Consider the following 25656-nt stretch of genomic DNA (forward strand, 5'->3'; position numbering starts at 1 on the left):
GCAGCTTTTACAGATTGCGATACATCACCAATGCATCGGCCATTTCGCCGTTCGGCAGGCGGAACGCGCCGGGCAGGCGGCCCACGACCTGCATCCCCACATCCTGCCACAGATGCACCGCCGCATGGTTGGTGGCGACCACCAGATTGAACTGCATTGCGGCAAAACCCATCGCCCTGGCCCGCGCAAAGCTGTCCAACGCCATGGCCCGCGCCAGCCCGCGCCCGCGCGCATCGGGGTGCACCATATATCCGGCATTGGCGACATGATCGGCGGGGCCGGTCGAATTGGCTTTAAGATAATAGGTGCCGGCCATGCGGCCATCCACTTCGGCCACGAACACCGTCTTGTCCGGCGCGAACCAATAGGCGAGGACATCGGCGCGCGAAGCTGCGGGGTCAACCGGATAGGTGCGCCCTTCGCGCACCACCGGTTCCAATATTGCCCACAAGGCGTCCTCGTCCTGCGGCAGACAGGCTAGGCGGATTGTCAACTCAGCCATGGCGCGGAGCATGGCCTGGCGGCAGGAAGAAGCCGGCAAACAGGAGGCCGAATAGAAAGCCGCCCAGATGCCCCTCCCACGCGATCAGCATCCCCGTTCCGCCGAGGAAAAAGGGGATGGCGAAAATGGCGATCAGGATCAGGTTGGCCTTCACGAAATCCCAGATGCGCCGCGCCAGCGCCCGGCTGGTGACGGGCAGGAGCGAGCCGTTCCCATCGAGCCGGGACATGAAGCCGATCATCCCCGAAATCGCCCCCGATGCGCCCACCGCCGGTATCACGCCGCCCGGATTGATGGCCACATACAGCAGCGCGCCCGCCAGCCCCGCCAACAGGTAAAAGGCATAAAAGCGCAAGGCCGCAGCCCCCAGCGGCCCGCCGGTCACCACGTCGCGCCCGCCCATTGTCAGCACCAGCAGCGGGGCAAAGCCTGCCAGCACCGCGCTGTTCATCCCGATATGCAGGATATTGGCGTGCGCAAACATATGCAGCAGCAAGGTATCCCAGCGCCCATGTGCCAGCGCCTGCGCGGAAATGCCCCATTCGCGCATATCGCCGCCCTGCGGCAGATGCCACAGCCACGCCGCCCAGATTAGCGCCAACAGCACAAACCCCGGCGCGTGGAGGCGGCGCGGCAGATTCATGCGGGGTGGGCCAATCCGCTTGCCTGCGCGCGGGACCGAGACAGTCGGGCGTTCGGAGGGCCGTTCTGATGTGTAGTGCGGATCGTCAGGCACGTGGCGCCTGCCTGCGGTAGCTCAGCGCCTCGGCCACGTGCAGCCGCGTCACCGCCTCGCTCCCCGCCAGATCGGCAATGGTGCGCGCCACGCGCAGCATCCGCGTGTAGGACCGGGCGGACAGGCGCATTGCCGCGCTGGCCTGCATCAGCAAGGCACGGCCTGCCTCGTCTGGTGTTGCGTAAGCTTCCAGCGCTTCGCCTTCCAGTTCGGCATTGGAGCGGATACCGCGCGCCGTTTGCCGCGCACGGGCAGCAGCCACGCGGGCCGCCACCTCGGCGCTGCCCTCGGCGGGCGGAGGCAGCGCCAGATCGACGGCGGAGACGGGATCGACCTCGACATGAAGATCAATCCGGTCGAGCATCGGGCCGGACACGCGCATCTGGTAATCGGCGGCGCATTTGGGCGCGCGGCTGCAGGCCAGCGCCGCATCGCCCAGATGGCCGCAGCGGCACGGATTCATCGCCGCCACCATCTGCACCCGCGCGGGGAAGGAGACGTGCGCATTGGCCCGCGCCACATCGACGCGCCCTGTCTCCAGCGGCTGGCGCAGCGAATCGAGAACGGCGCGCTGAAATTCGGGAAGTTCATCAAGGAACAGCACGCCCAGATGCGCCAGGCTCACCTCGCCCGGCCGCACCCGCAGGCCGCCGCCGGTCAGCGCGGCCATGCTGGCCGAATGGTGCGGCGCGCGGAAGGGGCGGGTGCGGCTGATCCGCCCGCCTTCCAGCGTGCCGGCAACGCTTGCCACCATGCTCACTTCCAGCGCTTCGGCGGGGCTTAGCGGGGGGAGAATGCCGGGAAGGCAGCTTGCCAGCAGGCTTTTGCCCGCACCCGGCGGCCCCACCATCAGCAGATTGTGTCCGCCCGCCGCCGCGATTTCCAATGCGCGTTTGGCGACCTCCTGCCCTTTGACCTGCTTGAGATCGGGGCCGAAGCCCGCCTCCTCCACTTCGCCAGGGGCCGGATCGGGCAGGCGCGATGTGCCTTTCAGATGGCCCAGCAGGCTGACAAGATCGGGCGCGGCCAGCACCGGCACGCCGCTGGCCCAGCGCGCCTCCGCCCCTTGCGCGGCGGGGCAGATCAGGCCGAGTTCGGCTTCTGCGGCGTGCATGGCGGCGAGCAGCACACCGGGCGAGGCGACAATGCGCCCGTCCAGCGCCAGTTCGCCCACGGCCAGAAAATCCGCGAGCTGTTCGGCATCGGCCACGCCCATCGCCGCCAGCAGCGCCAGCGCAATCGGCAGGTCGTAATGGCTGCCTTCCTTGGGCAGATCAGCAGGCGACAGGTTGATCGTGATCCGCTTGGGCGGCAGCGCCAGCCCCATTGCGGCAAGCGCGGCCTGCACCCGCTCGCGGCTTTCGCCCACCGCCTTGTCGGGAAGGCCAACGATGGCAAAGCGCGGCATCCCGGCGGCCACCTGGCACTGCACTTCCACCTCCCGCGCGTCGAGGCCCAGATAGGCAACCGTTCTGACAAGCGCGATCAAAGCCAATTCTCCTGAACTCACCTGCCTGATAGCGCGGCCAGAGGTGATGTCGAGCGCCCATGTCGCGCAGCAAGCATGGTAAATCGCGCAAAAACCGCGTTTGTTTACGCTTGCGAAGGGGCGCGGGCGCACTCGTGGTTTCATGCGCTGCCTTGTCCTCCTGCTTGCCGCCTTCGGTCTGGGTGTGCCCGCCCCTGCGGTGGCGCAAACCTATGTGTATGAGGAGGTGGTCGAGAGTTGGGTGGATGTCGCTGCATCCCGCTTTGTCTCGCCGCAATTGGCGATGGTGGAGCAAGGCGCGTTGGCTGCCTTCGGCCCTTTCCGCGTCGTGAGCGAGAGCCGGGCCGCACTGGTCGGCATTACTGACGAGAACAGCCCTGCGCAGTTTGCCGCGATGATGGCGGCCTATCCGGGGATTGTCACGCTGGACTTCATTGAATGTCCCGGCACGCATGATGACCGGGCAAATCTGGCGCTGGGCCGGATGATCCGCGCACGCGGGATCGCTGCCGTGGTGCCTGAAGGCGGATCGGTGCGGTCGGGCGCGGTGGAACTGTTTCTGGCCGGAGCCACGCGTCAGATTGCCGACGGGGCCGAATTTGCCGTTCATGCATGGCTCGATGATCGGGGGCTGGGCGCATGGGATTACGCACCCGATTCGCCGGAACACCAGAAGTATCTTGCCTATTACCGCGAAATGGGGATGGCCGCCGAAGATGCCGCGCGCTTCTATGCGATGACCAATTCGGTGCCGTTCGAAACCGCACTGTGGCTGGACGGGGTGGAAATGCGCGGCTGGATCGGAATGCCTGCGCAATCTGTGGCAGAAGCGCCGCGCCTCGCCTATGCCGATGTCCCGCTGGCCGAGCCTGTCCGGCTTGACTTGGAGATGGCTCTCAACTAATCGCGCCCGTCTGTGATGGTCGCCCGTGCCGGCGGCCCGATTTGTTTTGGATTTAAGGGAACCGACCCATGAAGCGCACTTTCCAGCCGAGCAACCTTGTGCGTGCTCGCCGTCACGGCTTCTTCGCCCGCAAGGCTACTCCGGGTGGCCGCAAGGTGCTGCGCGCCCGTCGTCGCCGCGGCCGCAAGACGCTCTGCGCCTGATTCGCGTGTCGCTTGCCCCTTTGGGCAAGTGATTCTGCGCCATTGGCCAATCATGCAAACGGGTCGCCCTGTGCGGCCCGTTTTCTTTTGTCGTGATTCTTTCGTATCCGGGGCCGCGTGACGATCAGTGTTCTCACAAGGCGGGCGGATTTCCTTGCCGCCAATCGGGGCTTGCGCAATGCGCGGCCCGGATTCGTGCTGTTGACGCGCCCGAATGACGGGCGCGGCATCCGCTTTGGCATCACCGTGACCAAGAAGATCGGCAACGCCGTGGTGCGCAACCGGATGAAGCGCCGTTTCCGCGAATTGCTGCGCGATGCGCTACCCACCGAAGGCCTGCCCGATCACGACCACGTATTGATCGGGCGCGAAGGCGGGGTCGAGCGCGATTTTGCCCGGCTGCGGCTGGAACTGCACCACGCGCTGGCCGACGCAGCGGCAGGCAAGGGTGACAAGGCGCGATCCCCGCGCCCACGCGGACAACAGGTGCGCCGGTGAAGCAGATCCTGATTCTCATCGCCCGCTTCTGGCAGCTTGGCCCCAGCCGCATCCTCCCGCCCACCTGCCGCTATCAGCCCAGTTGCAGCCAGTATGCGATCGAGGCGCTGCAAAAGCATGGTGCAATCAGGGGTGGATGGCTGGCGGTTAAGCGTCTATTGCGCTGCCACCCCTGGGGGGGGCATGGCTACGACCCGGTGCCGTGACGGCTCGGATGGATCACTAGCGGACGGAAAAGACAGACCTTGCAGAACCAGCGTAACATCATCCTCGCCGTGGTGCTGAGCCTTGCCTTGATCCTGGGATGGGATCTGGTGATGACCCGTTTCTTCCCGCCGCAGGTGGAAGCCCCCGTGCAAACGGCAACGCAAACCGTGCAGGGGCCGTCGGGCGAGCAGATCCCCGCCGATGCACCCGATCTGGTGCGCGACCTCGATGCCGCGCTGGCCAGCGCCGGCCGCATACCGATCGACGCGCCAGAGATCGCCGGCTCGATCAATCCGGTAGGCGCGCGGGTGGACGATATCGTTCTCAAGACGCACCGCACCAGTGTGGCGCGTGACAGCGGCCCCATTCGTCTGTTCGCCCCCCATGGCACGCAAAGGCAGCATTTCGCCCGCTTTGACTGGGTGGGCCAGGGCGTGAAAGTGCCCGATGCGCAGACCGAATGGACCGTGACCAGCGGCGACCGGCTGACGCAGGAAACGCCCGTCTCGCTCAGCTGGGACAACGGGCAGGGGCAGATCTTCGGCCTGACTTTCGCGATTGACGAGCATTATATGCTCACCGTCACGCAGACGCTGACCAACCGGGCAACCGGTTCGATCGCGGTGCGCCCGCGCGGCATTATCAACCGCACCAGCGTGGGCGCCGATCGCAGCACGTTCAACGTCCATTCCGGGCCGATCGCCGCGCTCGACAACACGGTGAATTTCGATTGGGATTACAGCGAAGTCACCGAAAACAACGGGCAGGTGAACCTCCCCGGCCGCCCGGACTGGGTGGGCTTTACCGACATCTACTGGATGAGCGCGCTGATCCCGCAGCCCGGCCTTGCCACGCAGGCAAGCTTTGCCGAAGCCGGGCGCGACCGCTATGCCGCCGTGCTGCTGTATGACACGGTGACAGTGCCCGAAGGGCAGATGGTCACATACACCAGCCGCCTTTTTGCCGGCGCCAAGGAAAGCAATGTCCTGCGCGCCTATGAAGCCGAAGGCGTGGCGCGCTTTGGCCTCGCAATCGACTGGGGCTGGTTCCGTTTCATCGCCTGGCCGATGTGGTGGCTGCTGACGCATCTGTTCAATCTGGTGGGCAATTTCGGTCTCGCGATCATCTGCCTCACGATCATCGTGCGCGCGATCATGTTCCCGATTGCGCAAAAGCAGTTCGCCAGCATGGCCGCGATGCGCGCGGTGCAACCCAAGATGAAGGCGCTGCAGGAACGCTACAAGGACGACAAGCCGCAGCTGCAACAGCAGATGGCCAAGCTGTACAAGGACGAGAAGATCAACCCGCTGGCCGGATGCCTGCCGATCTTCCTGCAAATCCCGATCTTCTTCGCGCTGTACAAGGTGTTGCTGCTGGCGATCGAGATGCGGCACGAGCCGTTCTATCTGTGGATCAAGGATCTGTCCGCGCCCGATCCGGCCAAGATCCTCAACCTGTTCGGCCTGTTGCCGTTTGATCCGCCGGGTTTCCTCGGCATCGGCGTTCTGGCGGTGATTCTGGGCCTGACCATGTGGTTGCAGTTCAAGCTGAACCCGGCCGCGATTGATCCGGTGCAGCAGCAGATCTTCATGATCATGCCGTGGGTGCTGATGTTCGTGATGGCACCTTTTGCCGCGGGCCTGCTGCTTTACTGGATCACCTCCAACATCCTGACGCTGGGGCAGCAGAAATATCTGTATTCCAAGCATCCGCAGCTGAAAGCGCAGGCGGAAAAGGATGCCGCCGATCGCGAGCGTGCCGCCACACGCGACAAAAAGGCGTGAGGCGGAGATTGTGAGCGAGAGTGACGATCCGCACGACGCCGATCTGACAGAAGAAGCGCGCCGTCTGTTTGCGGGCCGCGTGGAGTTCCTGCTCTCCGCTCCCTCGCTGCAATTCCTGCCCGATGCTGATTTCCCGGAAGTCGCCTTTGCCGGCCGGTCCAATGTCGGCAAAAGTTCGCTCATCAACGCGGTGACGGGGCGCAAGTCCATCGCCCGCGCCTCGGTCACGCCGGGCCGCACGCAGGAGCTGAACTTCTTCGAAGTGGGCGAGCCGACGCAGTTCCGGCTGGTGGATATGCCGGGCTACGGCTTTGCCAAGGCGCCGGTGAAAGTGGTGGAACGCTGGCGCAACATGGTGCGCACCTTCCTGCGCGGCCGGGTGCCCTTGAAGCGCGCGCTGGTGCTGGTCGACAGCCGCCACGGGCTGAAGGACACTGACCGCGAGATGATGAAGATGCTGGACGAGGCGGCGGTGGGCTATCGCCTGGTGCTGACCAAGGCGGACAAGGTGAAGGCGAGCGAGCTGGCCGCAGTGGCGCAGAAGGTGGCTGAGGAAGCGCGCAAGCATTCCGCCGCGCATCCCAATCTGCACATCACCTCTGCCGAAAAGGGCATGGGGATTGCAGAGCTGCGCGCCGCGATCCTGGCTGACATCCGCAGCTGAGCCGCGCCTGGCCGCAATGGAAAAGGGCGCCCCGAAGGACGCCCTTATCAAGAAGCCCAAAATTCAAAACTTAAGAGCGGCCGCCGAACAGCCAATCCCAGAAACCACGGCTCATTGCCCGTCTCCTTTGTTAGACGGGTTTGCAATGCATTAACCAAGTTTGTTTGTAAAGTTTAAACCATGTTCTGGCGTCGAATTTCCGGTGCAAGGCGCTGGAAATGGTCAATTTCCTCCAATGTGACGGGGCGGGATATGCCAAAGCCCTGCGCAACCACGCAGCCCATCTCGCGCAGAATCGCCAAAGTAGCCTCGTCTTCAACCCCTTCGGCCACCACGATGATTCGCATTTCCCTGCCCAGTGCCAGCACGCTGCGCAGGATGGCGGCGGCCTTGGGATCGTCCTTGATGGCCGAGGTGAACAGGCGATCCACCTTGATTTCGGTAAAGGGCAGGCGCAGCAGCGCTTCGAGGCTGGCTGCCCCCACACCGAAATCGTCCATCGAAATCTTCGCGCCCAGCGCACGCAGTTCGCCAAGGATCTCGGCGGCGCGCTCGTGATTCGAAATGCGATAGGTCTCGGTGATCTCCAGGGTCAGCAATTGCGGGTCAAAACCGGTTTCGGCGAGTGTCTCCTGCACCATGCGCACGATGTCGCGTTCATGCACCAGCGTGGCCGAGATATTCACCGCAACGGGGAGCGCGGTCCCCTGTGACGCCAACCGTGTGCCGGCAAGGCAGGCCTGCGTCAGGACATGGCGCGTCAGATGGCTCATTCGTCCGGCATTCTCGCACTGGCGGATGAAGTGATCGGGCGGGATCAGACCCTTGACCGGATCGCGCCAGCGGACCAGCGCTTCCACCCCTACCAGTTCGCCGGTCTGCACCAGCACCTTGGGCTGGAAGATCGTGTAGATCTCGCCATTGGCCAGCGCGGCATCGATCCGGGCCTGCAGCGAAATGCTCCAGATCAGATCCTCGTCGCTTGCCAGTTCGGCAATCACCACCGGTTCATAGGTTTCGGTCGTGCGCTCGGCCGCTTCCACAGCCGCTGCAAGGCGGCGGCTGACCGCAGGGCTGGGCGTGATGTCGACGCCGAAGGTGATGCCGACATCGACCTGGGTATTTCCAACCTGAAGCGGAGACGCGAACAGGGCCCGCAGGCCCTCAAGATGTTCGCGGATGAGCGCCGGTTCCTTTTCGGGGAACGTCCAGGCAATCGAATGGCCTGGCCCCAGATAGATGGTCGCGTCCTTCTTCGCCGCTTTCAGCCGGGTCACGATGCGCAGGATATACTGGGCATGGAGATCGGTCGGCAGCGTTTTGCGCACTTCTTCGAAACGGTGGATGCGGGCCACGATAATGGCTGGCACCGTGATGGCGGTGTCCTTGTTGGTTTCAAGAGCGGCAAAGGTGGGCAGGCCCGTGTCGCTGTCGACCATGCGGTAATTGCGGCGCCACTTGGCCCATATCCGCATCGCGCCAAAGAGGGCCAGCAGAACCAATCCGCCCACGATGCTCATCATGATCCCTTGCAGGGCAGCGATATACAGCGCCACCGGCAGGGAGAATATAAGTGCCGTGTAAGCAGCATAGCGAAACCGGGCCACGGAAATCTTGGCGATCAGCATTAGCAGGACGAGCACCACAAGCGCCGCGACCTGACTTTCAATATTCTGGAGGAAGCCTGATTTCAGCGTTTCGGCAGCGTAGATGTCGCCATAGGCACCGGGAACGTCGACTTCGCCGGGAATGTTGAAAGCGTGCCGGTCTTTGGGGTCGGCATTGCCGATAACCACGTCCTTGCCGGCAAGTTCAACCGGAAGTTCGCGGCGAGAACCAAGGGGCCCGGTTGCCTGGACCAGTTCGGAAAAGCGATAGCTGGGTATGGACGAGCGGCGGAAGCCGTAGTTTATGCGAAACTCGCCCTGTGTCCTGCTGATGCCGGCAAGCGACGCAGCCACACTGGGCAAACGGTATCCATTGCCTTCGAGTGAATAAGGCATATCCCAAGAAAAGCCGAGCATATTGCGCCAGCGGTCTGCTCCTACCGTGGGGACGCCCGCACCGATCGCAGAGGCCGGGGGAACAAGCGCGCGATCCCCGTCCATACCGCTTACCATCGATTCAACGATAAACGCCCGTCCCTCATACGCCCGCAGCGCCTCGTTCAGCCGGCGGTCGGCTGCGGGGGACGATGGTGCGTCGAGCTGGGTGGAAACATAGACCCGATCCACCCCGGCTTCGCGCAGACGGTCGAGCAGGCTGGCAAGTTCGGTGCGCCGGTTCGGATAGGCCGGATCGCCCAGATCAGCGGTGGAACCCACAAAGGCGATGTCGCCCGACGCATCGAATTGCGCCACGCGCGCCTGCATGGTCCAGTTGAGCTGATCGAGCGGAAGAAGCAGGGTCGACATCGCCAGCACAAGCGCAATGATCCCTGCCCAGGAGGCATGGCGGATCCGCTCCGAGGCGCTGTTGCGGTCCCTGCCGGGGGTCATGGTGTGCCTTGCGTTTACCCTTATTGCCGGTTCGCGTAGCCGGAGTTGCGCTTTTCTAGGGGCTGGATGGTAAACAAACCCCTTAACCGGGCTTGTGCGTGGAGTGACCGGTTAACCTTTGCCCAGGCTTAACCTTCGCCGTTCAGGCTCGACAGGGAATGGGTGAACGGGTAGGCCTGCCCTTCCACTAACCCGCCGGCACCGGGAACCACGCATGAAGCTGATTATCGGCAACAAGACCTATTCCAGCTGGAGCTTGCGCGGCTGGCTGGCAGCCAGGCAATCGGGCCTGCATTTTGAAGAGCTTACCGTCCATATCGACGGGGATGACTGGCAGGCGATGAAGCGCGAGCAGGGCGAATTCCGGCCCTCTGCCGGCAAGGTTCCGGTGCTGTGGGATGGCGATGTGGTGGTGTGGGACAGCATGGCCATCATGGAATATCTGAGCGACAAGGTGGGGCGTGATCGCTTCTGGCCCAAGGACGATGCCGCCCGCGCCATGGCCCGTTCGATGGTGGCGGAAATGCATTCCTCCTACCTCCCGCTGCGTCGCCAGTGCCCGATGAACATCCGCCGCCGAATCGAGATCGAGCTGAATGACGAGACGCGCGCCAATATCGTGCGCATCCTTGGCCTGTGGGCCGAGGCGCGGGCGCGCTTCGGCAAGGGCGGGCCGTTCCTGTTCGGCACTTTCTGCGCCGCCGACATCTTCTATGCGCCCGTGGTCAGCCGCTTCATCACCTATGGCATCGGTGTGCCCGGCTTTGCGCAGGCCTATATGGAAGCGATCTGGGAGCATCCCTGGATGCAGGAATGGGTGAACGGCGCGCTGGCCGAAGAATGGCAGATCGCACAATTCGAGGTGAGCGCCGACTGATGGCCGATCCGGTTGACCTGACAAAGCGGCTGATCGCGTGTGAAAGCGTGACGCCGGCCACCGGCAGCGTGTTCGATTGCCTCGAAGCCATGCTGCTCCCGCTGGGCTTTGCCGTGCATCGTTTCATCGAAGGCGTGGGCGAAGAAGCGAGCGGCGCGGGGCCGGTTGAAAACCTGTTTGCCGTGCGGCGCGGCCCTGCGGGATCGCGCCATTTCGCCTTTGCCGGGCATCTGGATGTGGTGCCGCCGGGCGAGGGATGGACGGGGGACGCCTTTGCGCCCGAAGTGCGCGGCAATCTGCTCTATGGCCGGGGCGCGGTGGACATGAAGGGGGCGATCGGCTGCATGGTTGCCGCCGTGGCGGACATTCCGGCTGACGCGGGCACGATCGGCCTGATCATCACCGGGGACGAGGAGGGCGTGGCGCTGTTCGGCACGCGCGCGCTGATGGACCGGATGGCCGAATTGGGCGAGGCGCCCGACCTCATCCTGGTGGGCGAGCCGACCAGCGTTCACCGCCTGGGCGACATGATGAAGATCGGCCGCCGGGGCTCGCTCAATTGCTGGTTCGTGGTGGAGGGGCGCGAGGGGCACGTCGCCTATCCGCATCTGGCCGACAATCCGCTGCCGCGCCTTGTCAGCCTGCTGGCCGATCTCAATGCGATGGAACTCGACGAAGGCACCGACTGGTTCCAGCCGAGCAACCTCGAAATCACCGATATTGCGGTAGGGAACAAGGCCACCAATGTGATCCCCGCCCGCGCCACGGGCCGCATCTCGATCCGTTTCAACGATCGGCATTCGGGCGCTGGCCTTGTGGCACGGCTGGAGGAGATCGCCGCACGGCACGGGGCCATCGCCCGCCCGGTCATTTCGGGCGAACCCTTCCTGACCCCGCCGGGCGACTTTTCCGCGCTGATCGCCGATGCGGTCGAGGCCGAGACCGGCATCCGCCCCGAACCTTCGACCAGCGGCGGCACTTCGGATGCCCGCTTTCTCAAGAGCATTGCGCCCGTGATCGAGTTTGGCCTGTGCAACGCGACCATGCACAAGCGCGACGAAGCGGTGGCGCTGGAGGATCTGGCCGTGCTGGCGCGCATCTACCGCCGAATCGCGCTGGCCGCGCTGGCGGCCTGAGCGGCGGGCCTACGACAGACCGCGCATGACACGATCCGCCCGCCTCTGTTAGGCTGGCGCAAACGGCCCTGACCTTGAAGGAATTGCCATGCTGCGCAAATGGTTTGCCACCCCCTTGTGGAAGCGCGTGATCGCGGCATTGGTGCTGGGCATTGCCACCGGCTTCATCTGGGGGCCGGAAGCGGAAAGCATCAAGTGGATCGGCGATGCCTTTGTGCGTGCGATCCGGATGCTGGTGGTGCCGCTGGTGTTCCTGTCGCTGGTGGCGGGCGTGGCCTCCATCGGGGACTTGCGAAAGCTGGGCGCGGTCGGCTGGCGGGCCATGCTGCTGTTCGTGGTGACGGGGCAGATCGCCGTGTGGCTGGGGCTGGGGCTGGGCACGTTGTTCGCGCCGGGCAGCGGGCTGGATACCACTGCGCTCAACCCCGGCCCGGTGCCGGAACCGGCCACCACCAGTGCGGTGGACATGGTGCTCTCGATCATTCCCGATAACCCGGTGGCGGTTATGGCGGATGGGCAGGTGCTGCCGCTGATCGTGTTTGCGCTGCTGGTGGGAATCGGCATCGTCATGGCGAAGGAGCAGGGTGAGCCGCTTGCCCGCCTGTTCGACAGCGGCGCGGTCGTGATGCAGAAGGTCACCGGCATCGTGATGGAATTGACGCCGTTTGGCGTGTTCGCGCTGATGGCGTGGGTGGCGGGCACGCTGGGGCTGGATGCACTGTCGGCGCTGGGCCAACTGGTGTTGCTCAATTATCTGGGCTGTCTGCTGATCATCGGGCTGATGTATACGGCGATTGTGCGCCTGTTGGCGGGCCTGCCGGTGATCGCCTTTTTCCGCGGCATCGTGGACGCGGCGGCGGTGGCCTATTCCACCGCATCGTCCAACGCCGCCCTGCCGGTGACCTTGCGCTGTGCGCAGCGCAATCTGGGCGTCAGCCGCCCGACATCGAGCTTCGTCATCTCGCTGGGCGCGACCATCAACATGGATGGCACCGCGATGTATCTGGGCCTTGCCACCATCTTCGGCGCACAGATTTTCGGCGTGGACCTGACTTTTGCCGATTACCTGCTGATTTCGGTGCTGGCGACGGTGGGATCGGTGGGTGCGGCGGGCATTCCGGGCACGGGCCTGATCATGATGGCGCTGGTGTTTGGCGCGGTGGGCGTGCCGCTGGAAACCATCGCCTTTGTGGCGGGCGTTGACCGGATCATGGACATGATGCGCACCGCCACCAATGTGACCGGCGACAGCGCGGTGACCGTGGCGGTTGCCACCATGACGGGCGAGATCGACCGCGCCGAGATGATCAGCGCGGACGATATCTGATCAGCGCGGCTGCCCGGTCAGTTCGATCGGCACGAAGGGGCCAAGCCCGCAGGTCACCCCGTCAATCCCGTTGCCGGTAATCACGCGGATCATATCCAGACGGCACAATTGCCCGGTCGATACCTGATAGGCAAAGCGCCGTTCAAACCCCAGCGACCCGCAGCGCGCGGGCAGGGTGTTGCGGTAAATCGTGTTGTTCCGCATATGAAAATCGATCGTGTAATCGTCATGCACCTGCGTGCGTTCGATCCGGTCAAGCGAGACGCAGTTGACCGGCTCGCCCACGACTTGCGCTTGCGGCGCGCGGATCACGTCGCGCTCATCGGCCGCCTCGCCTCTGGCGCAGGCTCCCAACGTGAGAAGGGCCAGAGCGGCCAGCGATGCAGTGGCAATGCGTGCAGTCATGTCCATGTCCTCCTATGCCCCATAGGACGGAGTCAGGGTACCGGAACCTTTGCCGCAGCTGTTCGAGGTGCGGCGGTCTTGGGCTTGTACCGGCACAGATCGGCCAGTTTGCAGCGCCAGCATTCGGGCGTGCGCGCCTTGCAGACATAGCGGCCGTGCAGGATCAGCCAGTGATGCGCGTGGAGGCGAAAGGGGGCGGGGACGCGCTTTTCCAGCTTCGCCTCCACCTGATCGGGCGTCTTCCCCCTTGCCAGCCCCGTGCGGTTGCCGACGCGGAAGATGTGAGTATCCACCGCAAAGGTTTCCTGCCCGAACCAGCAATTGAGCACGACATTGGCGGTCTTGCGGCCCACGCCGGGCAGGGTAACCAGTTCCTCGCGCGTGGAAGGCACTTCGCCGCCGAACCGCTCCACCAGCAGGCGGGCCATTTCCATCACATTCTTCGCCTTGGAATTGAACAGGCCGATGGTCTTGATGTGCTCGCGCAGCCCCTCTTCGCCCAGATCGAGCATATCCTGCGGTGTCTTTACGCACGCAAACAGCTTGGCGGTGGCCTTGTTCACCCCCACATCAGTTGCCTGCGCGGACAGGGTGACCGCGACAAGCAACTGGTAGCAATTGCCATATTCCAGCTCGGTCTGCGGCGCGGGATCATCTTCGGCCAGACGGCGGAAGAATTCGAAGATTTCGTCCCTTGTCATGGCAGCGGCTTACAGTCCCAGCACCTCGGCCATGGAATAGCGGGCCGGCGGCTTGCCAATCAGCCAGGCGGCGCCTTTCACCGCGCCATGGGCAAAGATCATGCGGTTTTCGGCGCTGTGGGAAAGGGTGATGCGTTCCTGATCGCCCGCCAGGATCACGCTGTGTTCACCCGCCACCGTGCCCCCGCGCAGCGCGGCAAAGCCGATGGCGCCCGCCGCGCGCGCGCCGGTATGGCCGTGGCGTCCGCTTGTCGTATGACTGGCCAGATCAATGCCGCGCCCGCGCGCCGCCGCCTCGCCCAGCAGGATGGCGGTGCCGCTGGGCGCGTCCACCTTCATGCGGTGATGCATCTCGACAATCTCGATATCCCAATCCGGCCCCAGCCGCGCGGCGGCTTCCTGAACCAGATGGGCGAGCAGCGTGACCCCCAGCGAGGTATTGCCCGTTTGCAGCACCGGCACTGCGCGCGCGGCGTTTTCGATGGCGGCGTGGTGGGCAGCTTCCAGCCCCGTGGTGCCGATCAGTATGGGGATGCCCGCCCCAATCGCCGCGTGCAGATTGCCTTCCAGCGCAGGCGGCGCGGAAAAATCCACCAGCACATCGCTGCCATCCGCCAGCCGCGCGACATCCTCGCCCCGGTCCACCCCGCCAGCAAGCTGGTGCCCCGCCGCCGCGATCGCATCGCGCAGCGCCTGCCCCATGCGCCCTTCGCTGCCGATAATCCCGATGCGTGCCATTTGAAAAATCCCTTTCTTCCTGCTTCATGGTGCCAATGAACGATATCCGCAACATCGTGATCCTGACCGGCGCGGGGATAAGCGCCGAAAGCGGCCTCAAGACCTTCCGCGCCGATGACGGTCTGTGGGAAGATCACCCGGTAGAGGAAGTCGCCACGCCAGCGGGTTTCGCGCGCGATCCCGATCTGGTGCAGCGCTTCTACGACGAGCGGCGCGCGCAGGTGATGGCCGCCAATCCCAATGCCGCGCATCTGGCGTTGGGGCGGCTCGACAGCGAATGGCGGCCCGAACGGCAAAGGGGCAACCTGCTGATCGTGACGCAGAATATCGACGATCTGCACGAACGCGGCGGTGCGCGCCGCGTGCTGCATATGCACGGGGAAGCGCTGTCGGCCTGGTGCACCACCTGCGATGCCCGCCACCCCTGGCGCGCGACTTTGCGCAACGGCCCCCCGTGCCCGGATTGCGGGATGGCGAGCTTGCGCCCCGACATCGTCTGGTTCGGGGAAATGCCCTATCAGATGGAGCGGATTTACCGCGCGCTTGCCGAGGCCGATCTGTTCGTCTCCATCGGCACCAGCGGCGCGGTCTATCCCGCGGCCGGTTTTGTGCAGGAGGCCGCGCGGGCGGGTGCGCGCACGCTGGAACTCAATCTGGAGGAGAGCCTGGGCAGCCGCTTCTTTGACGAGACACGGCTGGGCAAGGCCAGCGATCTGGTGCCCGCTCTGGTCGAGGAATTGCTCGCTCAAGCCTGATAGGCGGCGAGGAATGGCTCCAGATGCGCGCGATAGGGGGCTGCCGCGCCAATGCCCATCGGGCTGATCGGCTGGCGCACCTGCATCACGCTGGAGGTGGTGACGGCGCGGGTATTGCGGTGCGGGGCATAGACGGCGGGTTCGTCTGCCAGCCCGCAATGCGCCAGCAGGCGCGGGATGGTGCCCGCCGGATCGCGTGCCAGATCTTCGTAGCGCAGGACAAGCAGGCGATCCCCCAGCATATCCTGCCATCGCCGCCGCAAATCGTCCTCCAGCCGAAAGTGGTGGGCCATATCTTCCTGCCGGAAACGCCAGCGGAAATCGCCGTTGAACCAGTTGCGCAGGCACGACCAGGCGCAATCAAGCGGGTCGCGCACCAACCATACCAAAGGTGCCTGCGGCAGCAGCGCGGCGATGACGCCCATCATGCGGCTTGCTCCGATGGTTTTGTCTACCGCCCGCGCGCCGGGGGAAAAGCGTTCGTCCAGCCAGCGATGCCACAGGCGCGCCAGATCCGGCGCCGGATGCGCCTGAAGATGCGCCTTCACCGCATCGCCCGATCGGCCGCCTATATCCTGCACGAGAAGGCTCACCCGGTTGATTTCTGCCGCACCGGCAATGGTGCTGTGGCTGGTGAGGATTTGCGCTGTCAGCGTCGTGCCGCTTCGTGGCAGGCCGGTTACGAACAGGGTGCGGTCGGTCGGTTCCGTCTGCGTCCGGGCCAAGGCGGTCAGGCTGGCTGGATCAAATCCCGCAACGCTTTCGGCAGCCTCCTGCGCGGCCTGCCCGGCATCATAGGGGGCGGTGCGCCGAGCGAGTTCCGCGCTCTGGGCAAAGCAGGCAAAGGCCCGGTCATGCTCGCCCCGTTCCGCGAGCATCTTGCCCATGGCCTGAGCAAACAGGATGGCGTTGGTTTCGGAAAGGCCAGCATATTGTGCGCTTGCCATCGCAAGACGATCTGCCAGCACTTCCTCCTCGGCAAAGTTTACCAGTGTCGCCAGCGACAGCCAGCTGGGGGCCGAATGAGGGCGCAGGCGCACCGCTTCCTCCAGCAATTGGCGGGCTGTCTGCGGGTCGCCGCAATACAGCTCGGCCGTGCCGCGGCTATGCGCCAGGGCTGCCGGATCAAGCTGGCCGGCGGGAATCCCGCGCATGATGTCCAGCGCTTCGCCCCACAGGTCCATTTGGGCCAGCAGATGTGCGGCATTGTAGAGATTGGCAGCGCTGCGCCCCGTCTGGTCCAGATACAGGGCCATTAACCGCCGGGCCAGCGCGACTTCCGCCTGATTGCCCGCAATCCGCGCCAGCGCCAGCCATTGCGGTCCCATCGACGGGGCCAGGTTTTCCAGCTGGAGCAACAGCGCGACGATCCGGTCGCGTGCACCTTCAGCCAGCCTATCCCGCAAGTCGGCCAGCAGGCGCAGCGCCTGCGCCTGTTTGTCCTGTCCCGAACTGTGTTGCCTTGGCGGGGTCGGATTGCGGGAGTTGGCCAAGCGGTAAACCGGTTTCCAGTGGATCCAGATCAAGGCTCTTGCTTGCCGATAACAAGGCGGCAAGCCCGCAAATGTCGTAATTTGTCTCAACCGGTCGCAATTCCCCCTTGCACCGTTAGAAAGCTAACGGCACAATCTGACACATTGGGAAGCAAATGAGAGCACCGCGCACCAAAAGCAGCGGGCCCATTCATTCGGGGAGGGGGACAATTCGGACAGTGGTCGACAGGCGCGCCGATGGAAATGCTGTGGCGCGGCAGGGGGATTATCCCTTCGCCATAAGGGCCCAGTTCCTGCGCGAATGGCAGGACGGCGTTATGCCTGGCCAGGTGCCGGGTTTCGAGCTTATGCCGGACACTCCAGACACAGGGGAAACACCCCAGGCTCGCAAGAAGGCGTGGCGACAGGCCGATCTCAAACGCGCGATCGGTGCGGCCCGGCAGGCGGGCTTGCAGCAATACAGGGTGGAAATCGGCCCCGACGGGACGATCGCCATTGTGGTCGGGGCAGCCTCTCCCGATGGCGCGGTGGAGGCCTTCCGGCAGGATTGAACCCCCTGCCGGAAGGGCACTTGCGACGCCTTATCCGGCGTTGGCGATGAATCCGTGCATCCGCAGCCAGGCGGCGAAGGCTTCGAACCAGCCGGTGCTGGTGGTGGTCTTGGGATACATCCCGAAGCCGTGGCCGCCCTGTTCGTAATAGTGGAATTCCACCGGCCGCCCGGCATCGCGCCAGCTTTCCACCAGGCCAAACCCGGTATTGGGGAACAGCGGATCGTCCACCGCCAGCGCAATGAACAGCGGCGGCGCATCAGCGGCCACCGCCTGCGCGTTCATCGGGCCGTAGATATTGCCGAGGAATGCGGGTCGCGCCTCAGCCACACCCTCCTGTGTCGCCATGGTGAGGCGCGCACCGGCGGAAAAGCCGATCATGCCGATCTTGTCAGGATCCACGCCCCATTCGGCAGCACGTGACCGCACCAGGGCAAAGGCAGCCCGCGAATCTTCCAGCTGCGGTTGCAGGGCGGCCAGCGCCTCTGCCGGGGTGGCGGGAGCAGGGCGCGGTTCGGGCCGCCAGTTGGCAAACACCTCCAGCGCTTCCGGCGTCTGGTTGAGGCGGTATTTGAGCACGAAGGCCGCCACGCCCCGATCCGCCAGCGCGCGGGCCACGTCCCAGCCTTCATTGTCCATCGACAGCGTGCGGAAGCCGCCGCCCGGTGCGACGATCACCGCCGCGCCAGTGGCCTTTGCCGGATCGGGCAGGAAAGGGGTGAGCGTTGCCTGCACCACATTGCGGGCAAAGCGGCTGCCATATTGCATATGCCAGCTTTCCGCAGCGGCAGCGCCGGGAAGCGTGCCTGTGCCAAGCGGGATGGCGGCAGGCTGATCGGGGATGGCAATCGCGGTCATCGCGTCATCCTGCGCCGCCACGGGCGCGGCGGACAGGGCCAGCGCCAGCGGCAAGAGCGCCATTCCAGTGCGGCGCAAGGCCTTGGCAAACAGCATCGAATCCTCCCTTGTTTTCAAGCAGGAGGCAGTATTACTCCGACAAATAGCCGGGTCAACCGCTGTGCTCAGCCGTGCGGCCCGCAGGCGCGGCAGGAGGGATCCTTGGCGATGCGCAGGCTGCGCATACCCGGTTTCAGCCCGTCGAGCAGATGCAACTGCCCCCATTGCGGATCGCCCATCGGTGCATCGCCCTTGACCGCCAGCAGCACGCGGATGGCCTGCAGCGCGGCAAAGGTCGCCGTCCAGCCCGCCATGGCGCCCAGCATCCCGTCTTCGGCGCAGGTGTCGCAATCCTCCGCATCGAAAGCATCGCCGACATAGCAACGGTAGCAGGGGCTTTCGGGCAGATGGCCCGCAAAGGCGCCGACCTGCCCCTGAAAGCGCCCGACCGCAGCGGACAGCAGCGGAACCCCGGCGGTCACGCAGGCATCGGATACGGCGAGGCGGGTGGCGAAATTGTCCGTCCCGTCGAGCACCAGATCGACGCCTGCCAGCATGGCGGGCGCGCTGGCGGGCGTGATGCGCGCATCGCTGATCGTCACGTCCAGCGCGCGGTCGAACCCGGCCACCCATTGCCGCGCGACCACCGCCTTGCCGTGGCCGATATCGCGCTCGGTATAGATCGTCTGGCGTTGCAGATTGCTGGCATCGACCGCGTCATCGTCCACCAGTGTCAGCCGGCCGATCCCCGCCGCGGCGAGATATTGCAGCGCGGGCGCGCCAATCCCGCCCAGCCCCAGCAGCAGCAGGTGCGATTCCGCCAGCGCCGCCTGCCCCGCGCCGCCCAGTTCGGGCAGCACGATATGCCGGGCAAAGCGTTCCAGCCTTTCGGGCGAAAGCGGGCGGTCGGTGGGCAGATTCATGCACAGCCTGTTGGCAGGCTGTGGACGCGCTGTCGATAGCCGTGCGCGCGGGCCGTCTACTGCGGTCGGGACGCCCGATTCACACCCGGTTCGTTGACCCCGATCGGCAGACTTGGCACGACAGCGCGGTTCACGCCCGGCTCGTTCACTCCGATCGCCCCCGCTGCGGGTGGAGGGGGAGCCTCTGCCGCCTCAACCGATTCGGCCGGTGCAGCATGGCTGGTGTCCGTGGAACCGGCCTGCGCGCCGCTATCGGCCGAAAGGCGCGCAACGCCTCCCTTGCCCACCACATAGCCGCGGTTATTGCCCTGCGCCGTGCGGGGCTGTTTGGTGGTCCGCTTTCCCTCGGTTACAGGCGATTGCGCGTTTGCCGCTTGCTGTGCCGAAGCAGGAGCCGCCAGTGCCAGGCTGGCGACAAGTGCGAAAAGCGCGTGCATTCTCATCCCCAATACCTCCGCTTTACCGATTATGCCGAGACGGTGGATTTCGCCACAGATGCGCTGAATTGCAGATGAATTCCGCCCGCACAGGGAGGTGGGGAAGCGTCGGTCAGCTTTCCAGCTGGCGCAGCAGGCTGCGCACATCGCCATCCATATCGGCATCGCGCTTGCGCAGATCCTCGATCAGCCGCACTGCGTGGATCACCGTCGAATGGTCGCGCCCGCCGAACTTGCGCCCGATTTCCGGATAGCTGCGCGGGGTGAGCACCTTGGCCAGATACATCGCCACCTGCCGCGGCCGCACCACGGCGCGCGCGCGCCGCTTGGAGGACATTTCCGCCCGGTCGATCCGGTAGAAATGGCAGACCGTGCGCTGGATCTCGTCAATCGTGATCCGGCGACGGTTGGCCGACAGGATGTCGGTCAGCTGCTCCTCGGCCAGTTGCAGGCTGACTTCCTGACCCGTGAGCTGGGCATAGGCGACCAGCTTGTTGAGGCCGCCCACCAGTTCGCGCACATTGCGGTTGATGGTGCGGGCCAGGAATTCGATCACATCGCCCGGCACATCGAGCGGGGCAAAGCGCGTCAGCTTGGATTCGAGGATCTGGCGGCGCAGTTCGATATCGGCAGGCTGGATATCGGCCACCAGACCCATCGACAGGCGGGACAGCAGGCGCGGTTCCACCCCGTCCAGCGCCTGCGGCGCCCGGTCGGCGGCAAAGACCAGCCGCTTGCCTTCGGCCAGCAGCGCATCGATCGTGTAGAGCAGTTCTTCCTGCGCGCTCGCCTTGCCGATGATGAACTGGATATCGTCCACCAGCAGCAGGTCGAACCCGCGCAGGCGCGACTTGAACTCCATCATCTCGTTCGATTTCAGCGCCTGCACGAACTCGACCATGAAGCGTTCGGCGCTGCAATAGAAGATGCGCGCGCGCGGATGCGCGGCGAGGTAATCGTGGCCGATCGCGTGCAGCAGATGCGTCTTGCCTTGCCCGGTCGCGGCCTTGAGGTAGAGCGGCGAGAATTGCGGCTTTTCCGCCTTGGCCATCCGTTCGGCCGCATTCTTGGCCAGCACATTCGTCGTGCCGGTGACAAAGGCGGCAAAGGTCAGCGAAGGGTCAAGCCCGACCGACGCAGTGAAGCCATCGTCGCCAATCGATTCCATCGCCAGCGTGGCATCATTGGCCGCGCGGTGGCCGAAGCCGTCTTCGCCGCGCAGATCAAGATCGGCCAGCTTGCGGCGGCCCGGATGCACCTTGATCGCGACATGGCGCACTTCGCTGCGCGCGATTTTCCACGCCAGCGAAAGCCGGTCGTGAAAACGGTCATTCACCCAATTGGCGGAAAAATCGGTGGGCAGGAACAGTTCCAGCGTGCCGGTCGCCTTGTTGAACGAGCCCAGCTGAATCGGCCGGATCCATTGCGTGAACAGCTGGTGGCCCAGATCCTTTCGCAGCCCCTGGCTGATATCGGCCCAGTCTGCCGCCAGATCCAACGCTTCCTGTTCTTCCATCTTCAATGCTGTCCCGTCACGCTGTGTTGGATAGGCTGCCGTCTGCTGGCGCGGTTGCGCGTCCGAATCGGAGGTGGGTCCACTCATCGGTGTGCCGGCGCACCTGCCAGCCGCGATCGGGTTCGTTCCTCCCACGGGAAGCGAAGTTCCGGTTTGCGGTCCCCTGCGAATCATAGCTGCCTTCAAGCCCCCAAATTTCCCTGCGATGCACGCCTGTGCAACGCCCCCGCTGCCTGTCCAAACCGTTTGCGCCAGCGCCCGATTGGCCCCTGTGCGCAGACACAACTTTCCCGTCCCGAAACGCCGCATGGGCGCATCAGTCCATCGATCCAAAGTCTCAATTGTAGATGGCCAGAACGAAAGCGTCCGGCCGAAAGCCTGTTATGGAGCAGCCGCGAAATGGGGCAAGGGGCGTGGTGTAAAAAAAGCTAAATATAGGGAGTTGACTCGAAGCAAACCCGCAGGCGTCCGTTCAAGTGCCTGATTCAGCGCAAAAGTTTTGTGACAGTCTTGCGAATCGCGAGAATACCTAGGGTTGCCGCACTGCGAAGGCGCTGCGTGCTGCGGATGCGAAAAGGGCCGGCGGCAAAAGCCCCGGCCCTTATCGCTTGCTGTTCCGAATCTGTTCCGCCCGGACGCTGCCGGGCAGGCGAATCGGCAGCCGAATTACAGCGCGGCGATTCGCTTGGACAGGCGGCTCAGCTTGCGGGCCACCGTGTTCTTGTGCAGCACGCCCTTGGCCACGCCGCGCGCCATTTCGGGCTGCGCCGCCTTGAACGCTTCGGCAGCGGCGGTCTTGTCCCCGGCGGTGCAGGCCGCTTCCACCTTCTTCACGAAAGTGCGGATGCGGCTGATGCGCGCGCCGTTGATTTCGGCGCGCTTTTCGTTGCGACGGATGCGCTTTTTGGCTTGCGGCGTATTGGCCATGTTCGTCCTTGTGTCGGGCCGCGAGGCGCGGCCGCTGTCGTGTCTGAATGAATACGGGTTCAAGCGGTTACCCGCCCGGAAAGCGCGCGCCTTAGCCGTGAGGCGGCGAATCGTCAACTCGTTTGGGATATTCCGGCTCCGCGGGCATTGGCCCACCCTATTTTTGGCACCTGGGGCAATACCAGGTGCTGCGTCCGCCCTGCACCACGCGGCGGATGGTGCCGCCATCCCCTGTCTGGCACGGCTCACCCTCGCGGCCATAGACGGCAAAGCGCGTGGCGAAATAGCCCAGTTGCCCATCGGGCCGCGCGTAATCGCGCAAGGTGGAGCCGCCATCTGCGATCGATTGCAGCAACACGTCGCGGATCGCGGGCACCAGCCGGGACAGGCTCGCGCGGCTGACTGTGCCGCCTGCCTTGAGCGGCGAAATGCCGGCACGGAACAGCGCTTCGCACACATAGATATTGCCAAGGCCTGCCACCACGCGCTGATCGAGCAGAAGCAGCTTTATCGCCTGCTTGCGGCCCGCCAGCGCGGCGCGCAGATAATCGGCGGTGAGCGCATCGCCCAGCGGCTCGGGCCCCATCGTCGCAAAGGCAGGCCAGGCCTCCAGCCGGGCGGTCTCGACCAGATCGACATAGCCAAAACGCCGCGCATCGTTGAGCGCAAAGCGGTGCTGCGCGGTTTCGATCAGCAGGTGATCGTGCTTCTCATCCACTTCCGGGTCGATCCGCCAGCGCCCGCTCATCCCCAGATGGAAGATGAAGGTTGATCCGCGATCCGTGTGGATCAGCCCGTATTTTGCGCGGCGCGACAGGCCGGTGACCACCGCGCCCGTCAAAACCTGCCCAAGCCCGGCGGGAAAGGGAAAGCGCAGATCGGGCCGGTTCACCTGCACGCGTTCAATGCGCTGCCCATCCAGAAAGCGCGCCAGCCCGCGCACGGTGGTTTCGACTTCGGGCAATTCGGGCACGGGGCTTCCCTTGGGCGGACAGGCGGAACAGGCAGGGCGGGCGAGGGCGACCTTTATCACTCTTTGATCGCGCGGCAATTGCCCCTAAGGCACCTCTCTATGAGCACAGATGCGCCCGATACCGTGTCCTTCGGATATGAAGACATTCCCGCCGCCGAAAAGGCCGCCCGCGTGGGCGAGGTCTTTGCCAATGTGGCCGCCAAATACGACATCATGAACGATGCCATGTCCGCCGGTATGCACCGGTTGTGGAAGGACAGGTTCGTGCGCCGGGTCAAACCGCAGCCGGGCGAGGCGATCCTCGACATGGCGGGCGGCACGGGCGACATCGCCTTTCGCCTTGCCGAAGCGGGCGCCGAAGTGGTGGTGGCCGATATCAACCAGGCCATGCTGGATGTGGGGCTGGAACGCGCGATGAAGCGCGGCATCACCGATCTGGTCTGGTCGTGCCAGAACGCCGAAAGCCTTGATTACATGGACCGGCAGTTCGACGCCTACACCATCGCTTTCGGCATCCGGAACGTAACGCATATCGACAAGGCATTGGCCGAGGCGCACCGCGTGCTGAAATATGGCGGGCGCTTCTTCTGCCTCGAATTCTCCACCATGACATGGCCCGGCGCGAAGGAAGCGTATGACTTCTATTCGCACAGGATCGTGCCGCAGATCGGCAAGGCCATCGCGCAGGACGAGGACAGCTACCGCTATCTGATCGAATCGATCCGCCGCTTTCCGCCGATGGGCGAGTTCGAAGGCATGATCCGCGCCGCCGGTTTCGCCAATACGCGCGTTGAACCGATCATGGGCGGGCTGGTTGCAATCCATTCGGGGTGGAAGGTGTGAGGCAGGCCGCGCACGCATGACCCGTCCTTCCACGCATATATTGCGGCTGCTCGGCTGGGCCCGCACGCTGGCCCGGCACGGCGCGCTGCGCGGGATCGAGCGTGATCCCAACACGCCGGCCCCGGTGCGCCGCCTTGTGCGCATCGCCCGTTTCGGCACGCGCCAGCCCGCCGTGCCCGATTACGCATCGGCCTTTCGCGCCATCGGCCCTGCCGCCATCAAGCTGGGGCAGACGCTGGCCACCCGGCCCGATCTGGTGGGGGATGAAGCGGCGCGCAATCTGCTGAGCCTGCAAGACAGCCTGCCGCCCGTGCCGTTCGACCAGATCGCCGCGCAGATCGAGGCGAGCTTTCAGCGCCCGCTCACCGATCTGTTCGCGCATATCGATCCCGATCCGGTGGGCGCGGCATCGATTGCGCAGGTGCACAAGGGCGTCACCACCGATGGCCGCACCGTGGCGATCAAGGTGCTGCGCCCCGGCATCCGGGAGAAATTCGCGCGCGATATCGCCACTTACGAATGGGCCGCTGCGCATCTGGAAGCGCTGGGGGGCGAAGCGTCGCGCCTGCGCCCGCAACTCACCATTGCCAATTTCAAGCGCTGGACCAACCGTGAACTGGACTTGCGGCGCGAGGCGGCTTCGGCATCCGAACTCGCCGGGGTGATGCGCGCCATTCCCGATTACCGCGTGCCCGACATTGATTGGGATCGCACCTGCGGCAAGGTGATGACGATCGAATGGATCGACGGGGTCAAGATCAGCAATATCGACGCGCTGAAAGCCGCCGGGCACGATCTTCCCGATCTGGCGCGGCGGCTGGTGCTGGCCTTCCTGACGCAGGCGATCAGCGCCGGGTTCTTCCATGCCGATATGCATCAGGGCAATCTGTTCGTGAAGGCCGACGGCACCATCGTCGCCATCGATTTCGGCATTATGGGCCGGATCGACCGGCGCGCGCGGCAATGGCTGGCCGAGATTCTCTATGGCCTGACCACCGGCAATTACCGCCGCGTGGCCGAAATCCATTTCGAGGCGCAATATGTGCCCAGCTACCATTCGGTAGAGGAATTCGCGACCGCCCTGCGCGCCGTGGGCGAACCCATGCGCGGCAAGCCGGTGTCCGAACTCTCGGTGGGCGCGATGCTGGACGGGTTGTTTGCCATCACCCGCGATTTCGATATGCAGACCCAGCCGCATCTGCTGCTGCTGCAAAAGACGATGGTGATGGTCGAAGGGATCGCCACCCAGCTCGATCCCGACATCAATATGTGGGACGTGTCCGCCCCGTTCGTGCGCAGCTGGATCCGCGACGAATTGGGGCCGGAAGCCGCGATTGCCGACCGCATCAAGACCGATACCGAAACGCTGCTGCGCGTGCCCGCCCTGATCCGCCGGCTGGAAGAAATGTATCCGCCCAAGGGCGGCGCGCCCGAACCGCCGCCCGTGCCCGATATCGAATTGCTGTGGGAGAAGCGGCGCGTGCCGCAGCGGCGCTGGCCGGGCTATCTGCTGGCAGCGGTGCTGGGGGCAGGCGCGCTGTGGGGCGCCATGGCGCTGGGCTGGATCGCCTGATCCGGCAGCTTCGCGTGCCAAGGCAAAGGCTTGGCAAATGCCGGGGCAGGGTGCAGGAAAGCCTATCTTAACCAAGATGCGCCAAGCATCGCGCGCAGA

General features: G+C 64.7%; 27 protein-coding genes. 13 read left to right on the forward strand and 14 right to left on the reverse strand.

The annotated features are described in order from the left end of the window. Positions 1-7 precede the first annotated feature (7 nt). The 3 genes from WFP44_RS00490 to WFP44_RS00500 all read right to left on the reverse strand — a co-directional run bounded on the left by WFP44_RS00490 (position 8) and on the right by WFP44_RS00500 (position 2727). Positions 8-502 (reverse strand): GNAT family N-acetyltransferase, encoded by a 495-nt coding sequence (locus tag WFP44_RS00490; RefSeq protein WP_336924375.1) that lies wholly within the window; start codon positions 500-502, stop codon positions 8-10. Then, on the reverse strand, positions 495-1145 hold the full coding sequence (locus tag WFP44_RS00495; protein ID WP_336924376.1) for a rhomboid family intramembrane serine protease: 651 nt from the start codon (positions 1143-1145) through the stop codon (positions 495-497). Before WFP44_RS00495 ends, WFP44_RS00490 begins: the two co-directional genes overlap by 8 nt. A gap of 85 nt (positions 1146-1230) precedes the next feature. Then, entirely contained in the window at positions 1231-2727 is a 1497-nt protein-coding gene (locus WFP44_RS00500) for a YifB family Mg chelatase-like AAA ATPase (protein ID WP_336924377.1), read from the reverse strand. A 142-nt stretch (positions 2728-2869) separates the two neighbouring features. On the opposite strand from WFP44_RS00500, the gene WFP44_RS00505 reads away from it, so the two are divergent. The 6 genes from WFP44_RS00505 to yihA all read left to right on the forward strand — a co-directional run bounded on the left by WFP44_RS00505 (position 2870) and on the right by yihA (position 6987). After that, positions 2870-3631, forward strand: coding sequence for an alpha/beta hydrolase (locus tag WFP44_RS00505; protein ID WP_336924378.1), 762 nt, complete (start codon positions 2870-2872; stop codon positions 3629-3631). Positions 3632-3699: 68 nt separating this feature from the next. Then, on the forward strand, positions 3700-3834 hold the full coding sequence (gene rpmH, locus WFP44_RS00510; protein ID WP_130005632.1) for a 50S ribosomal protein L34: 135 nt from the start codon (positions 3700-3702) through the stop codon (positions 3832-3834). A gap of 117 nt (positions 3835-3951) precedes the next feature. Then, complete coding sequence (rnpA, locus tag WFP44_RS00515) at positions 3952-4332, forward strand: ribonuclease P protein component (protein ID WP_336924379.1); 381 nt, start codon at positions 3952-3954, stop codon at positions 4330-4332. Further along, a complete protein-coding gene (gene yidD / locus WFP44_RS00520) occupies positions 4329-4538 on the forward strand; it encodes a membrane protein insertion efficiency factor YidD (RefSeq protein ID WP_336924380.1) in 210 nt (69 codons plus the stop codon). The genes rnpA and yidD overlap by 4 nt, the downstream gene beginning before the upstream one ends. 39 nt (positions 4539-4577) lie before the next feature. Further along, positions 4578-6323, forward strand: coding sequence for a membrane protein insertase YidC (yidC, locus tag WFP44_RS00525; RefSeq protein WP_336924381.1), 1746 nt, complete (start codon positions 4578-4580; stop codon positions 6321-6323). A 10-nt stretch (positions 6324-6333) separates the two neighbouring features. Beyond that, positions 6334-6987 carry a ribosome biogenesis GTP-binding protein YihA/YsxC gene (gene yihA, locus WFP44_RS00530; protein WP_336924382.1) on the forward strand — a complete coding sequence of 218 codons (654 nt, stop codon included), beginning with the start codon at positions 6334-6336 and terminating at the stop codon, positions 6985-6987. A gap of 173 nt (positions 6988-7160) precedes the next feature. Here yihA and WFP44_RS00535 read toward each other — a convergent pair whose 3' ends face one another. Then, positions 7161-9485, reverse strand: coding sequence for an EAL domain-containing protein (locus WFP44_RS00535; RefSeq protein WP_336924383.1), 2325 nt, complete (start codon positions 9483-9485; stop codon positions 7161-7163). Between the two features lie 214 nt (positions 9486-9699). Between WFP44_RS00535 and WFP44_RS00540 the strand changes: the two genes are divergently transcribed. From WFP44_RS00540 to WFP44_RS00550, 3 genes are all read left to right on the forward strand, one after another. Beyond that, a complete protein-coding gene (locus WFP44_RS00540) occupies positions 9700-10362 on the forward strand; it encodes a glutathione S-transferase family protein (protein WP_336924384.1) in 663 nt (220 codons plus the stop codon). Next, the gene (gene dapE / locus WFP44_RS00545) at positions 10362-11498 is read left to right on the forward strand and encodes a succinyl-diaminopimelate desuccinylase (protein WP_336924385.1); all 1137 of its coding nucleotides are present in this window, start codon (positions 10362-10364) and stop codon (positions 11496-11498) included. Before WFP44_RS00540 ends, dapE begins: the two co-directional genes overlap by 1 nt. Before the next feature lie 88 nt (positions 11499-11586). Next, the gene (locus WFP44_RS00550; RefSeq protein WP_336924386.1) at positions 11587-12825 is read left to right on the forward strand and encodes a dicarboxylate/amino acid:cation symporter; all 1239 of its coding nucleotides are present in this window, start codon (positions 11587-11589) and stop codon (positions 12823-12825) included. Here the strand turns inward: WFP44_RS00550 and WFP44_RS00555 are convergent, their stop codons facing one another. Genes WFP44_RS00555 through dapB form a run of 3 tightly spaced genes read right to left on the reverse strand, consistent with a single transcriptional unit; the run spans position 12826 to position 14669 of the window. Then, complete coding sequence (locus WFP44_RS00555) at positions 12826-13230, reverse strand: DUF6491 family protein (RefSeq protein WP_336924387.1); 405 nt, start codon at positions 13228-13230, stop codon at positions 12826-12828. 32 nt (positions 13231-13262) lie between these two features. Continuing rightward, positions 13263-13931 (reverse strand): endonuclease III, encoded by a 669-nt coding sequence (gene nth / locus WFP44_RS00560; RefSeq protein ID WP_336924388.1) that lies wholly within the window; start codon positions 13929-13931, stop codon positions 13263-13265. A 9-nt stretch (positions 13932-13940) separates the two neighbouring features. After that, positions 13941-14669, reverse strand: coding sequence for a 4-hydroxy-tetrahydrodipicolinate reductase (gene dapB, locus WFP44_RS00565; RefSeq protein WP_336924389.1), 729 nt, complete (start codon positions 14667-14669; stop codon positions 13941-13943). A 35-nt stretch (positions 14670-14704) separates the two neighbouring features. Here dapB and WFP44_RS00570 point away from each other — a divergent pair, with 35 nt between their 5' ends. Beyond that, positions 14705-15424 carry an NAD-dependent deacylase gene (locus tag WFP44_RS00570; RefSeq protein ID WP_336924390.1) on the forward strand — a complete coding sequence of 240 codons (720 nt, stop codon included), beginning with the start codon at positions 14705-14707 and terminating at the stop codon, positions 15422-15424. Here WFP44_RS00570 and WFP44_RS00575 read toward each other — a convergent pair. Beyond that, positions 15415-16950, reverse strand: a complete 1536-nt coding sequence (locus tag WFP44_RS00575; protein WP_336924391.1) for a tetratricopeptide repeat-containing sulfotransferase family protein — start codon at positions 16948-16950, stop codon at positions 15415-15417. The genes WFP44_RS00570 and WFP44_RS00575 overlap by 10 nt on opposite strands. 185 nt (positions 16951-17135) lie before the next feature. Between WFP44_RS00575 and WFP44_RS00580 the strand changes: the two genes are divergently transcribed. Continuing rightward, complete coding sequence (locus WFP44_RS00580; protein WP_336924392.1) at positions 17136-17468, forward strand: hypothetical protein; 333 nt, start codon at positions 17136-17138, stop codon at positions 17466-17468. Between the two features lie 30 nt (positions 17469-17498). On the opposite strand, the gene WFP44_RS00585 is transcribed toward WFP44_RS00580, so the two are convergent. From WFP44_RS00585 to mutM, 6 genes are all read right to left on the reverse strand, one after another. Next, positions 17499-18422, reverse strand: a complete 924-nt coding sequence (locus WFP44_RS00585) for an alpha/beta hydrolase (RefSeq protein WP_336924393.1) — start codon at positions 18420-18422, stop codon at positions 17499-17501. Positions 18423-18490: 68 nt separating this feature from the next. Then, positions 18491-19288 (reverse strand): HesA/MoeB/ThiF family protein, encoded by a 798-nt coding sequence (locus tag WFP44_RS00590; RefSeq protein ID WP_336924394.1) that lies wholly within the window; start codon positions 19286-19288, stop codon positions 18491-18493. A 56-nt stretch (positions 19289-19344) separates the two neighbouring features. Continuing rightward, positions 19345-19725 carry a hypothetical protein gene (locus tag WFP44_RS00595; RefSeq protein WP_336924395.1) on the reverse strand — a complete coding sequence of 127 codons (381 nt, stop codon included), beginning with the start codon at positions 19723-19725 and terminating at the stop codon, positions 19345-19347. A 112-nt stretch (positions 19726-19837) separates the two neighbouring features. After that, positions 19838-21241, reverse strand: coding sequence for a chromosomal replication initiator protein DnaA (gene dnaA / locus WFP44_RS00600; protein ID WP_336924673.1), 1404 nt, complete (start codon positions 21239-21241; stop codon positions 19838-19840). Between the two features lie 666 nt (positions 21242-21907). After that, entirely contained in the window at positions 21908-22168 is a 261-nt protein-coding gene (rpsT, locus tag WFP44_RS00605) for a 30S ribosomal protein S20 (RefSeq protein ID WP_336924396.1), read from the reverse strand. Between the two features lie 157 nt (positions 22169-22325). Then, positions 22326-23141, reverse strand: a complete 816-nt coding sequence (gene mutM, locus WFP44_RS00610; protein ID WP_336924674.1) for a bifunctional DNA-formamidopyrimidine glycosylase/DNA-(apurinic or apyrimidinic site) lyase — start codon at positions 23139-23141, stop codon at positions 22326-22328. Between the two features lie 99 nt (positions 23142-23240). Here mutM and WFP44_RS00615 point away from each other — a divergent pair, with 99 nt between their 5' ends. Then, the gene (locus WFP44_RS00615; protein ID WP_336924397.1) at positions 23241-23984 is read left to right on the forward strand and encodes a class I SAM-dependent methyltransferase; all 744 of its coding nucleotides are present in this window, start codon (positions 23241-23243) and stop codon (positions 23982-23984) included. Positions 23985-24000: 16 nt separating this feature from the next. Continuing rightward, positions 24001-25557 carry a 2-polyprenylphenol 6-hydroxylase gene (gene ubiB / locus WFP44_RS00620; RefSeq protein ID WP_336924398.1) on the forward strand — a complete coding sequence of 519 codons (1557 nt, stop codon included), beginning with the start codon at positions 24001-24003 and terminating at the stop codon, positions 25555-25557. Positions 25558-25656 lie beyond the last annotated feature (99 nt).

It is taken from the genome of Alteraurantiacibacter palmitatis, from assembly GCF_037154115.1.
GTDB lineage: Bacteria > Pseudomonadota > Alphaproteobacteria > Sphingomonadales > Sphingomonadaceae > Alteraurantiacibacter > Alteraurantiacibacter palmitatis.

Bases quoted from the DNA above. Each gene is read 5' to 3' on its own strand.
- WFP44_RS00490 (WP_336924375.1), bottom strand. From the start codon at position 502: ATGGCTGAGTTGACAATCCGCCTAGCCTGTCTGCCGCAGGACGAGGAC.
- WFP44_RS00495 (WP_336924376.1), bottom strand. From the start codon at position 1,145: ATGAATCTGCCGCGCCGCCTCCACGCGCCGGGGTTTGTGCTGTTGGCG.
- WFP44_RS00505 (WP_336924378.1), top strand. From the start codon at position 2,870: ATGCGCTGCCTTGTCCTCCTGCTTGCCGCCTTCGGTCTGGGTGTGCCC.
- rpmH (WP_130005632.1), top strand. From the start codon at position 3,700: ATGAAGCGCACTTTCCAGCCGAGCAACCTTGTGCGTGCTCGCCGTCAC.
- WFP44_RS00535 (WP_336924383.1), bottom strand. From the start codon at position 9,485: ATGACCCCCGGCAGGGACCGCAACAGCGCCTCGGAGCGGATCCGCCAT.
- WFP44_RS00540 (WP_336924384.1), top strand. From the start codon at position 9,700: ATGAAGCTGATTATCGGCAACAAGACCTATTCCAGCTGGAGCTTGCGC.
- dapE (WP_336924385.1), top strand. From the start codon at position 10,362: ATGGCCGATCCGGTTGACCTGACAAAGCGGCTGATCGCGTGTGAAAGC.
- WFP44_RS00550 (WP_336924386.1), top strand. From the start codon at position 11,587: ATGCTGCGCAAATGGTTTGCCACCCCCTTGTGGAAGCGCGTGATCGCG.
- WFP44_RS00555 (WP_336924387.1), bottom strand. From the start codon at position 13,230: ATGACTGCACGCATTGCCACTGCATCGCTGGCCGCTCTGGCCCTTCTC.
- nth (WP_336924388.1), bottom strand. From the start codon at position 13,931: ATGACAAGGGACGAAATCTTCGAATTCTTCCGCCGTCTGGCCGAAGAT.
- dapB (WP_336924389.1), bottom strand. From the start codon at position 14,669: ATGGCACGCATCGGGATTATCGGCAGCGAAGGGCGCATGGGGCAGGCG.
- WFP44_RS00570 (WP_336924390.1), top strand. From the start codon at position 14,705: ATGAACGATATCCGCAACATCGTGATCCTGACCGGCGCGGGGATAAGC.
- WFP44_RS00585 (WP_336924393.1), bottom strand. From the start codon at position 18,422: ATGCTGTTTGCCAAGGCCTTGCGCCGCACTGGAATGGCGCTCTTGCCG.
- WFP44_RS00590 (WP_336924394.1), bottom strand. From the start codon at position 19,288: ATGAATCTGCCCACCGACCGCCCGCTTTCGCCCGAAAGGCTGGAACGC.
- WFP44_RS00595 (WP_336924395.1), bottom strand. From the start codon at position 19,725: ATGCACGCGCTTTTCGCACTTGTCGCCAGCCTGGCACTGGCGGCTCCT.
- dnaA (WP_336924673.1), bottom strand. From the start codon at position 21,241: ATGGAAGAACAGGAAGCGTTGGATCTGGCGGCAGACTGGGCCGATATC.
- rpsT (WP_336924396.1), bottom strand. From the start codon at position 22,168: ATGGCCAATACGCCGCAAGCCAAAAAGCGCATCCGTCGCAACGAAAAG.
- WFP44_RS00615 (WP_336924397.1), top strand. From the start codon at position 23,241: ATGAGCACAGATGCGCCCGATACCGTGTCCTTCGGATATGAAGACATT.
- ubiB (WP_336924398.1), top strand. From the start codon at position 24,001: ATGACCCGTCCTTCCACGCATATATTGCGGCTGCTCGGCTGGGCCCGC.